Source organism: Collinsella sp. An271 (genome assembly GCF_002159695.1).
Lineage (GTDB): Bacteria > Actinomycetota > Coriobacteriia > Coriobacteriales > Coriobacteriaceae > Collinsella > Collinsella ihumii.
Map to the genome: position 1 here is coordinate 37,401 of NZ_NFJE01000016.1, position 9,135 is coordinate 46,535.

The 9,135-nt window shown below is 66.6% G+C and carries 7 protein-coding genes; 3 read left to right on the plus strand and 4 right to left on the minus strand.

What is annotated here, in order from left to right; all coding sequences use genetic code 11:
- Nucleotides 1-141 precede the first annotated feature (141 nt).
- Together B5F74_RS11210 and B5F74_RS11215 are read right to left on the minus strand one after the other, a co-directional pair.
- Entirely contained in the window at nucleotides 142-693 is a 552-nt protein-coding gene (locus tag B5F74_RS11210) for an NADPH-dependent FMN reductase (RefSeq protein WP_087202529.1), read from the minus strand.
- A 54-nt stretch (nucleotides 694-747) separates the two neighbouring features.
- Nucleotides 748-1,107 carry a YccF domain-containing protein gene (locus tag B5F74_RS11215; RefSeq protein WP_066829487.1) on the minus strand — a complete coding sequence of 120 codons (360 nt, stop codon included), beginning with the start codon at nucleotides 1,105-1,107 and terminating at the stop codon, nucleotides 748-750.
- A 244-nt stretch (nucleotides 1,108-1,351) separates the two neighbouring features.
- Here B5F74_RS11215 and B5F74_RS11220 point away from each other — a divergent pair, with 244 nt between their 5' ends.
- Nucleotides 1,352-1,612 (plus strand): hypothetical protein, encoded by a 261-nt coding sequence (locus B5F74_RS11220; protein ID WP_066829488.1) that lies wholly within the window; start codon nucleotides 1,352-1,354, stop codon nucleotides 1,610-1,612.
- Nucleotides 1,613-1,957: 345 nt separating this feature from the next.
- Here B5F74_RS11220 and B5F74_RS11225 read toward each other — a convergent pair whose 3' ends face one another.
- Nucleotides 1,958-2,767 (minus strand): class I SAM-dependent methyltransferase, encoded by an 810-nt coding sequence (locus B5F74_RS11225; protein ID WP_087202531.1) that lies wholly within the window; start codon nucleotides 2,765-2,767, stop codon nucleotides 1,958-1,960.
- A 93-nt stretch (nucleotides 2,768-2,860) separates the two neighbouring features.
- On the opposite strand from B5F74_RS11225, the gene B5F74_RS11230 reads away from it, so the two are divergent.
- Together B5F74_RS11230 and B5F74_RS12460 are read left to right on the plus strand one after the other, a co-directional pair.
- The gene (locus B5F74_RS11230; RefSeq protein WP_087202533.1) at nucleotides 2,861-3,154 is read left to right on the plus strand and encodes a hypothetical protein; all 294 of its coding nucleotides are present in this window, start codon (nucleotides 2,861-2,863) and stop codon (nucleotides 3,152-3,154) included.
- An 880-nt stretch (nucleotides 3,155-4,034) separates the two neighbouring features.
- A complete protein-coding gene (locus B5F74_RS12460; protein ID WP_087202536.1) occupies nucleotides 4,035-8,201 on the plus strand; it encodes a M60 family metallopeptidase in 4,167 nt (1,388 codons plus the stop codon).
- Between the two features lie 418 nt (nucleotides 8,202-8,619).
- Here B5F74_RS12460 and B5F74_RS11240 read toward each other — a convergent pair whose 3' ends face one another.
- Nucleotides 8,620-9,135, minus strand: a complete 516-nt coding sequence (locus B5F74_RS11240; protein ID WP_087202538.1) for an ATP-binding cassette domain-containing protein — start codon at nucleotides 9,133-9,135, stop codon at nucleotides 8,620-8,622.

Below are 9,135 nucleotides of genomic sequence, written 5' to 3' on the forward strand. Positions count from 1 at the left end.
ACTGGTCAATTGCTTTCGCGGCGGTCGGTTCCGTGGCGAGGCGGATGCGGGCGAAGGCGAGGAAGGCGCAGTTGGGCTGCGCCGACGCAGCCTGAGCCCGCAGGCGCCCGGCACGGGGCCGACCGGTGCGGAATGAATTGATCAGTGTTCCCCTAGATACAACAGGAACGCATCGGCCTGCTCTGCCAGCTCGGCGCGCTGCTCGTCGGTCAGCGAGAGCACGTCGCTCGTGAACGCCTCGCGGTCGAGCACCACGCCGAGCTGGGGCTCCGCCATCAGGTCGACCTTTATGGCCTGTAGCAGCTCGCTGAGCTTGGCGCGGGCGCCGGCACCGGCGGAGCGGCCCGCCGCGGCGCAGATGGCCGCCTTCTTGCCCGCGATGGCTGTTGCGGTCTCCCCCGGCTTGACCGGTCGGCTCATCCAGTCGAGCATGTTCTTGAGAACGCCGGGATAGCTGTAGTTGTATTCGGGCGTGAAGAACCACAGGCCGTCGGCGGACTGGACCTCCGTGCGCACGCGCGCGACGACCTCGGGCACCGGCTGCTCGCGATCTTGGTTCATGTACGGCAGCGCGGAGAAATCGAGCAGTTTGACGCGCGCACGCCCCTCAAGCAGCTTGGCGGCCTCATGCGCCATCTGCGTGTTGAACGACTGCCTGCGCAGGGAACCGGAAATCAACAGGATCTTTTTCATGGCTGTCACGCTCCTTGTTTACGCGAGCGCGCGGCGCCTCGGGACGACCGCGCGCTATCTCACCTCGGCACCGAAAGGCAGCAGCGAAAGTTTTGCCATCTTGAAGCTCTGCAGACCGAACGGGATGCCGATGACGGTGATGCAGTTGAGCACACCGGCAATGCAGTATGCGATCGCCATCGGGATGCCGGCGAGCAGTACCCATATGACGTTGGCGACCAACGAGGGCGCACCTCCGCCATAGACGATCTGCTTGCCGAACGGCGCAAGCGTCAGGCCGGCCATCTTGAGGCACTGCCGCCCAAGAGGGATGCCGATGATGGTGATGCAGAACACCAAGCCGAGCAGGAGCCAGCCCAATGCGGTCCAGATGCCGCCCAGAAGAATCCAGATGATGTTGCCCACCACGCGCATGCGTCGATCCTTTCGCCTTTCGCATATTGCTGTGTATTCCCATCATGCAGGGCGCTCATGACCGCAAGGCGCACGGAGCCTTGAAAGTTCCTTAATTCTTAAGGCTTGCCTATGGCGGATATTGCGCGACGCGATGCGGATATAGAGGAACGCGACATATGGTGGCGCCCCGTCTGCCGCGTCGTATGATAGATGCCATCGTCGCACGTCAACGCGGCCAATATCGACAATCTGGGAGACCGCCATGCCCTTGGAGTACGCATCGATTCTGCTGGGAGCCCTCGCCATCCTGCTGGGCTTCGCCCCCATCGTCCCCCTGCAGCTCATCGGCGTCGCGGCGGGCATCGCGGGTATCGTGGTATCGCGGCGGGCGCGCAAAGCGGACTACCGCAAGGACATGCCCGCGACGGTCGGCTTCATCTGCTCCATCGCCGGCGTGGTCGTGAGCGCCGTCACCCCGCTGTTCGCCTTGATCATCGCGGTGGCGCAGGCGGCCATGGGATAGGAGCCCGGGCGGCGCTCGACGCACGACCCGGCCACGGAGGCAGATCGGCTACGATAGGCTCCCCGCGGGACCCTGAAAATCCATGCATACGAGTTTGTCATTGTTTTTGGGTGCCATTTCTTCGCACGAGCCATACCCTCTGACATTTGCCCAGTTGAATCCTGCGGTTTTGTTGAGGGGTATGGCGCCTGTGGGAATCGGGCACTCAAAAACAATGACAAACTCAGCCTACCTTATCGATGGGTTTTACTTCGGCCGGATTTTTATGCATAGGGATTTTCGCTACCTGCGGTTTTTCTGGGACTGTATGCACGCCAAAATCGCATGCCCATGGCAGGCGGCTCTCTACCCCGCCGGACGGCTCATCACGAGGCAGTCGTAGCGGATCGCCTTGCCCGAAATGCTGTAACTCGGCTTGGCGCCTGCCAGGTAGGGACCCTTCAGCGGGCGCTTGACGACGATCTTGCGCGGCGCGGCCGCCATGGCCGCCCCCATGAGCTCGTCTTGGTCCATGCAGGGGCGTTCGAGCAGATGGAGCAGCTGGAACTTCTTTTTGACCGCGGCACTCTTGCGGCGCTCGGGAAACATAGGGTCAAGGTAGACGACATCGGGCGGCTCGGGCAGCTGCCTCAGGGCGCATGCGCTATCCCCCTCGACCACCTGCATGCGCGCGACGATCTCGGCAAGGTCGGGGTCCAACGATGCGCGGCGCACCGCATCCGCCAGCAACGCGGCGATCACCGGATCGCGTTCGTACAGCCTGACCCTGAACCCTGCCGCCGCCAAGAGCAGGGAGTCCTGCCCGAAGCCCGCCGTGGCATCGATTGCCAGCGGAGTTTGCACGGCCCCTTTGATCTTTGCCGCCTTGACCAGCAGCTCGCGATTGAGGTTCGCGGGCTTCAGGCGCGGCTTCATGTCGGTCAGGTCGGCACGCAGCGTCATTCCCGCCCCCGCCAGCGCAAGCCCTTCCTCATCGAAAACCAGCCCCAAGGGGACATCGGCGAGCTCGTCGGCAGAGGCCCCCAGGCGCGCACCGAGGTGCTCGGCAAGACGTCGCGCCGCCGCAAGATGCTCCGGCGCGGCAGCGACCACCAGCAGGTCGGACGGGTCCACCGCCGTTGTTGGCATCATCATGTTGTCCTTGGCCCTGGGCATATCCGGCACCTCCGCCACAGTACACTAGCAGAAGATCGCGCAACATGCCGCCCGTCGCACAACGCGTCGCGGCGCCAAGAAGGAAGGATCCTCATGTCGAGCAGGAAGCCATCGGCAAACGCCAAGCGCATCGGTGCGTTCAGGGCATCCCTGGGCGACATGGGCGACCTCTTCGAACGCGAGCAGGCACGCCGCGACGAGTTGGCGGCAGAGCGCGAAGAGGCGCTGTACGACAAGGCCTGCGCGTCGAAAAACCGCTACGCCACGCGCGCCGACGCGCTCGACGCCGCCGCCCGCTGTGCGAACCACGGTACGCGCGGCCTCCATGTGTACAAATGCCCCTACTGCAACGGCTGGCACCTCACATCCAAAGCACCGCGCTCCTGATGGGTCAAAACGAACCCGTCCCCACATGACCCATGCGCATAAAAAATGGGCGGGACCTTCGTCCCGCCCGCATGCTCTGTACTTTGGACTCGCCTCAAACCTCTTACCGTAGGAACAGATGCGAATTCACTTGTTCAACCTGGGCCCGCTGGCGCCCTTCAACGGCCTTTCACGGATACGCGCCGTTCTGCGTTGGGCGAGTCCGCTCGCCCCAAATGCTATCGAACCTCAGTAGCGTGGAGAGCGGGCCCAAAGGCTGATGTCTCTTCTGTGCCCGTTGGACTCACCCCCTTACTCGATACGTCCGATCCCCTTTTGGATCCTTCGAGCTCTTTGCTCACTTCGATTATTTCCCGCATCTCGGCAGGTAATCTGCCTGTTCCCAACCGCCCGTGAACGGTCGATTTCATCGGTGGACGGTCCGTGCCGCCACAGCGAGGAGGGCCCTGGGCGCCCGCGACACGGCACCGTGTACACCCTGCGGTACAAGCCCGCTTCCCAAAAGTGCGCACCGCATCGCCCTCCGCTGGGTCCCGCGCGCGCCTGACGGGGAATACTAGGAAGACGGCGATCGATCGCCTCCGCAGACCCGTCTCACGACGGGCGCCGTGCACGGCATGAACCGGTCGTCGCTTCCCCAAAACCGGTACCGGTCAGGCACCGCATGTCCATCGGAAGGAAGACTGTTTAGCACTGGAAATGGGTTTGAACGGACCCGTCCCCCATGAACCCACCCAATGAACCCATGTCCACATCTATGGATTCTTGGGGGACGAACGTGGTCATCGGTTAACCTACTTTGATGGTAGGTTATTTCACGAATGTCCCTGCCTGCAACGACCCCACGCCCCCTTGGGCGCGAGATCGAAAGGACACAGCAATGCCCAACCCAATAGCACCCGCCGTTCTGGGAACGGTTCTCGCCGCGAGCCTTGCGCTCCCGGGAGCCGAGGCGCAGGCCGCACCCGCCTCGCCCGCCCTGCCCGACACGGCCCATACCGAGGACGCGGCCTCCCCTGCAGCCGGCGCCGAGCACGAGACGGGCGGCGAGGGCGCCGCGGATACCGACGATGCGCCGGCGACTCCGACAACGCCCTCGGGTTCGGATGACACCGCATCTGACGGCTCGACCGACTCCTCGCAGGCCCCGATCGCCATCGTCCGGGGCGGGGCGCGCATCGCGTTCGAGACGCTCAACGCCGCCGTGCAGGCGGCCCAGACCGGCGACGTCGTGGAGGTCGCCGACGACATCGCCATCGCAGAACCCGTCGTGCTCGACGCGGGCCGCGCCATCACCCTGCGCGCGACGGGGGCGGCCACCATCTCCCGCGCTGCCGGCTTCCCCCTCGAGGGCGGCAAGACGGCGGGCATGTTTCGCCTGTTCGGAGGCTCATCGCTCACGCTCGAGGCGGCAGACCCCGCCTCCGGCAGGCTCGTGCTCGACGGCGCCGACGTCGATTCCAACGAGGCCGTGGTGGCCATTCGCGAGCAGTCGGCCTTCGCCATGCGCGCGGGCACGGCCATCGAGGGCGCGCTGTGCTCCTGGAAGCCGTGGGCCTCGGTCTACGTGCACGGCGGCACGTTCGTCCTCGACGGCGGCGAGCTGCTCGACGGCTTCGCCATGCGCAACGCGGCCGTGGCGGTGGAGCGCGGCGCGGCGTTCGAGATGCGCGCCGGCGCCATCCGCGGCATGCGCACCAGCTATTCGGAGTCCATCGTGTGGACCCGGGGCACGGTGCGCATGACGGGCGGCGTCATCGCCGGCAATTCGTCCAACGTGTCGTCAGACGGCGTCGTCCACGTGCTGGACAGCGGAACGCTCTCCTTCACGGGCGGCACCATCGGAGACAACGCCCCCAACAACACCTTCGGCGTGCGCGTGGACGCGGGCGGCACGCTCGAGCTGGGCAAAGCCGCGCGCTTCGACGGCGCGGACCGCATCAACCTGGCGCAGGGAGGCTCGCTCCGCTTTGCCGACGCGCCCGAGGAGCACACCACCGACGATCCCATCGAGGTGGTGCTCTCCGGCACATGGGACCCGGGGACGCTGTTGGCGTCCAGCCCCTCCCCCGAGGTCGCCCGCGACACGCTGCCTCGGCTCTCCGTCCGCACGGGCGGCACCCCCGAGAAGATCGTCTCGGTGGGCATCGACGAGTCCGACGCGCGCAACCTCGCGCTCGCCCCGTCGGACGTGACCGCGCTGTTCGACGTGCTCGACAACCCCTTCGCCGACCGCCTCGGCCTCACCGTGCGCGAGGAGCTCGACGAGCCGGGCGCCTTCGATCGGCTGCGCGAGGCGGTGGAGACGCACTTCGGCGGCATCGACACGCCCGAGCATCGCCTTCGCCTGCAGCAGATCGAGCAGGCCGAGCGCTATGCCGCCTACCTCGCCGAACACGGGGATGCTCTCGAGGATTCGGTGCGCGAGCTCTCCCAGCTGGGCGACCCGGGCGCCGAGGCGCGCCGGACCCAGCAGGGCTACCAGTTCGACAACCTGGACGCAACCGGGCTCTACCTCAAGCCGGGGGAAGTCAGGCGCATCACCGTCTATGTGGATGCCGAGGACCCGGGCAAGCTCTCGGTGGCATGGCGCCAGGTGGGCGTCACCGACACGAACAACTACCCCTCCCTCAACCTGGAGCAGCGATCCCAGCTGGTGAACGGTGCGAACCAGATCACCGTCGACCTGACGGGCAAGACCTACGGCTCCATGCTCTACCTGCGCAACGACTCCACGGACAACAAGGCCCGCGTGCGCATCGAGTCGGCCGACGCGCCGGACGCCGGGGGCGAGCCCATCTTGGGCACCGGCCTGGGCGCCCACCCGTTCTACGAGCACGACCCCGCGCATCCGGAGCGCTTCTGGGACTACGTGCAGCAGGTCCGCGCCCATGCCGCACGGGCGCAGGCGGGCGAGGCGGCGGACATGACGCTCATCCAGATGGGTGATGCGGGGCACGCGCAGTTCGCCGTGAGCGCCACCGCCATGGCGAAGGCGTACGCGGGCATCGCGTCGGAGACGGACGCCGTCGCCTATATCGAGAAGTCCAATCGGGCGATCCAGGACCGCCTGGAGTTCTACTGGGCGTTCGACGGCTTTGACGCGGACGAGGCGACCGGCCCCAACGCCATCACGACGGCGCGCGTGCACACGGCCTTCACCCGCACCGTGTCCAGTCCCTCCACCATGTACGCGTATGGACGGTATTTCCACATGCCCGAGAGCAGCGCCGCATCGTTCCTCTCGGGCGAGAGCATGTACGGCTGGGGCATGTCGCACGAATACGGGCACATGCTCGACAACAACGTGATCGCGGTGGCGGAGGAAACCAACAACCTGTACTCCATCGCGGGCGCGCGGCACGGCGGCATCGAGGCTGCGCGCGCGGCGGGCACGGCGTTCAACCCGGCGTCCCACTACCACGTGAACGCCATGAACGCCACGAAGCGCAGGGATACGGAGCTGGCGCAGATGGCCGCCGACCCGCAGTACGTGCCCGACTGGATGAACGGCGGGGACTGGGGCACCTACATCTGGACGCACGTGACCACCTGGTGGAACGGCCTGCACTTCTTCGACGATTGGGATTATTCGGGCTACGACTTCTCGGCAAGCCCCTACTCCGAGAAGACCGCAGCCGACGTGGAGCGCTACGGGGCCTACGGGGCGACGCTGCGCATCCTGCGCGGCGATCCGGCGGCCGTGAAGACCATCGAGGACCTCGCCTCGAACGCCTCGACGGGCGTGAAGTACAACCGCATGGCCGTGGCGTCCACCATGGGAACGGGCTACAACTTCGCCGAGTACCTCTACGAGCTGGGCGAGCGCGACCTGGCGCCCCAGGTGCTGGAGTGGTGTGCGCGCTACCCCTCGATGCCGCGCAAGGTGCGCTACTTCTCGCTGAACACCGACGCCGCGATCGTCAACGGGACGAAGACCTATGGGGAGATCGTCGGGGCCGACGGCACGGTCGAGCCCGAGCTCGAGGTCGCCATCGTGGGCAACGCGCTGCGCGTGACGGCATCGATGCCCAGCGACGAGCTCGCACGCGCCACGACGGCGTGGGAGCTCTACCGGGACGGCGAGCTCGCGGGCTTCTCGCGCGACGGCGTGTTCGAGCTCACCGGCGACGTGGGAGATGGCGACCCGGCTTCGTTCAGCGTCGTGGCCTACGACGTGCGGCTGAACCCCAGCACGGAGTTTGCCGGCGATGGCGGCGACACCGGGGGCGATCAGCCCGGAGGCGGATCGGAAGACGGCGACGGGCCGGAAGACGGTGACGGCTCCGGCGGCTCGGACGAGAAACCGGGTGGCGGGGATGACGGATCCGGCGGCGGAGATGCCGGCAGCGGGGACACCGGCGGCGGTGATACCGGAGACAGCGGCCCCGGTGATGACGGCACGGGCGGAGACGCCGGTGACGGAGACCAGCCCGGAGGCGAAGGCGGCGCAGAGGGGCCGGAAGACGGCTCGGACGGCGACACGGACCAGGGACCCGACAGCGGCACGGGCGGCGACCCAGGCGAGCAGCCCGGAGGGGACGACGACGAACCCGGAGACGGCGATACGGGCGAGCAGCCCGGGAACGGCGCGGAAGATGAGCAGCCCGAAGGCGGCGACGGTGACGGCTCCGGGGAGAGCAAGCCCGAGGACGGCGGCGGATCCGGAGGCTCGGGCGCGCCCGATGACGGCGACTCCGATAGCGACGACGGCAACGATTCCGAAGACGGAGAAGATGCCGGAGGCTCGAACGAAGGCCAGGGCGGCGAGGAAAACGACCCCGCAGCCGACAAACCGAATCATGGCGGCGAAGGATCCGGTGGAGGCGGCGGCAACGACTTCTCCGATGGAGGCACCGCCTCAGGGGGCATCGGGCAGCAGCCCGGCGCGCCCCAAGGCGGATCGACCTCATCGGCAGGCGACTCGAACAAGACGCTTGCCAAGACGGGAGACGCCTCCCTCCTCGCACCTCTTGTCGCTGCGGTAGGCGGCGTCCTCTCCCTTGCCGGCGCCGCGATCGCCTCGAGATTCGGCAAACGGCAGTAAAGCACGCGCCCGCGCGCAGAGGGAAACGACTCCTCTGCGCGCGGGCGCTCGCATTCCGAGCCTACCGTGGCAGCTCGCCGCGCACGCTCGGTGACCGGGCGCGTCCCCGGAGGATCGCCTGTCGACGCGCCCTCGTAGCGCAAACCGCATATTCTCGTGACGATCTTGCATAAAAATCGGGGAATTCGGGGTCCTGCGGGCGACGTGAAAAGGGCGGGGCCGAGTTTGTCATTGTTTTTCGGTGCCCCCGCGCCACATGCGCCGTACCCTCTAGCATTTCCCCAGTTGAATCCTGCGGAAATGCAAACGGGTGCAGCGCGTGTGGGAAAAGGGCACCGAAAAACAATGACAAACTCGTATGCATGCCTTTACGGAGCTGCCGGCCGGCGCGAAACCTACATCGGCGCTTCCCGAAAAGCTACGGGCGAGCCACAGTCCAGCCGAGACTCTCCTGCTGGATGCGCACAAGGCGCGCATAGAGGCCACCTGAGGCCATAAGCTCGGCATGGGTGCCCTGCTCGGCCACGCGTCCGCGATCGAGCACCACGATCCGGTCGGCACCGGCCACGGTGCGCAGGCGATGTGCGATCACGAGAACCGTCTTGCCTGCGCAAAGCCGTCCCACGGCATCCTGCACGAGCGTCTCGTTCTCGGGATCGAGCGAGCTCGTCGCCTCGTCGAGCAGCACGACGGGAGCGTCCTTCAGCAGGGCCCGGGCGATGGATATCCGCTGCCGCTCTCCCCCGGAAAGACGCGCGCCGTTCTCACCGAGACGCGTGGCCCAGCCCTCAGGCAGCCGTTCGATGAACTCCTCGCAATGGGCTGCCTGAATCTCCCCCGTTTCCGTTGACACATCGAGTTCCGTTTGGGCATGATGCCGTAAACGGGGAAAGGGGGCATGGGATGGGACATCCGTCGCCCAAGTATTCGGCAG

What these genes read in the sequence shown, in the direction of transcription:
- B5F74_RS11210 (WP_087202529.1), bottom strand. Translation starts at nt 693, where the DNA reads ATGAAAAAGATCCTGTTGATTTCCGGTTCCCTGCGCAGGCAGTCGTTC.
- B5F74_RS11215 (WP_066829487.1), bottom strand. Translation starts at nt 1,107, where the DNA reads ATGCGCGTGGTGGGCAACATCATCTGGATTCTTCTGGGCGGCATCTGG.
- B5F74_RS11220 (WP_066829488.1), top strand. Translation starts at nt 1,352, where the DNA reads ATGCCCTTGGAGTACGCATCGATTCTGCTGGGAGCCCTCGCCATCCTG.
- B5F74_RS11225 (WP_087202531.1), bottom strand. Translation starts at nt 2,767, where the DNA reads ATGCCCAGGGCCAAGGACAACATGATGATGCCAACAACGGCGGTGGAC.
- B5F74_RS11230 (WP_087202533.1), top strand. Translation starts at nt 2,861, where the DNA reads ATGTCGAGCAGGAAGCCATCGGCAAACGCCAAGCGCATCGGTGCGTTC.
- B5F74_RS12460 (WP_087202536.1), top strand. Translation starts at nt 4,035, where the DNA reads ATGCCCAACCCAATAGCACCCGCCGTTCTGGGAACGGTTCTCGCCGCG.